The sequence below is a fragment of the Acidocella sp. MX-AZ02 genome, from assembly GCF_000306035.1.
Classification (GTDB): Bacteria; Pseudomonadota; Alphaproteobacteria; order Acetobacterales; family Acetobacteraceae; genus Acidocella; species Acidocella facilis.
In genome coordinates this window covers 1,041,980-1,042,689 of sequence record NZ_JH976207.1, presented here as the reverse complement: position 1 = coordinate 1,042,689, position 710 = coordinate 1,041,980, and the positions used below count along the sequence as shown (strand labels likewise).

The following is a 710-nucleotide window of genomic DNA, read 5'->3' as shown; positions in this document are numbered from 1 at the left end:
GCCGCCGCCGTCCTGCCCGCTTTGGCCGCGATCGCGCTGCCCGGCGTGGTGCATTATCACATCGCCCTGCTGGTCTTTATCGCGCTCACCGTTGGCTTCGTGCTGCGCGCCCTGCGCGGGGATGTCGGGCTCGGCTTCATGGCCGGTCTGGCCGGGGGCTTTGGCATCTGGATGACGCCGGAGACGATGCCCTTCGTGCTGATGGCCTATGCCGGGCTGGCTCTGCGCTGGCTCTATGCACGCAACGCCACCACCATCCTGGCCACCGCGGCCGGGTGTTTCGACGTGATCGGCATCGCCTTCTTCATCGACCCGCCGGCCGGCGGCTATGGCGATCCGGAGATCGACCGGCTGTCCATCGTCTATTTCAGCATGGCTTTGGTGCTGCTGGTGAGCGCGGCGGTACTGACACGGGTGCAGGCCCGTGCCCCGGCACGGCTGCGCGGGCCGCTCGGGCTGGCGGTGCTGGGAGTGCCGCTGGCGGCCTGGATCGCGACCTATCCCGTCGTCATCGAAGGCCCGTCCGGGCTGTTGCCGCCGGATCAGCTGAAGGCGATGTTCGGGGTAATCACCGAACAGCTGCCCCCGCGCGGGCGTGAACTGATCGTGTTCCTGCTCCCTGGCCTCTGGGCCGTGCTCTATGCGGCGCAGCGCGCCTGGGCGGAGCGGCGCCCGGGGCTGGCGGACCTCGCCGCGCCGGAGCTGCTGGG

General features: G+C 70.1%; 1 pseudogene. It reads left to right on the top strand.

Annotation, left to right across the window (positions count from 1 at the left end):
• Positions 1-710 (top strand): annotated as a pseudogene (locus MXAZACID_RS19175) (hypothetical protein); the annotation flags it as partial.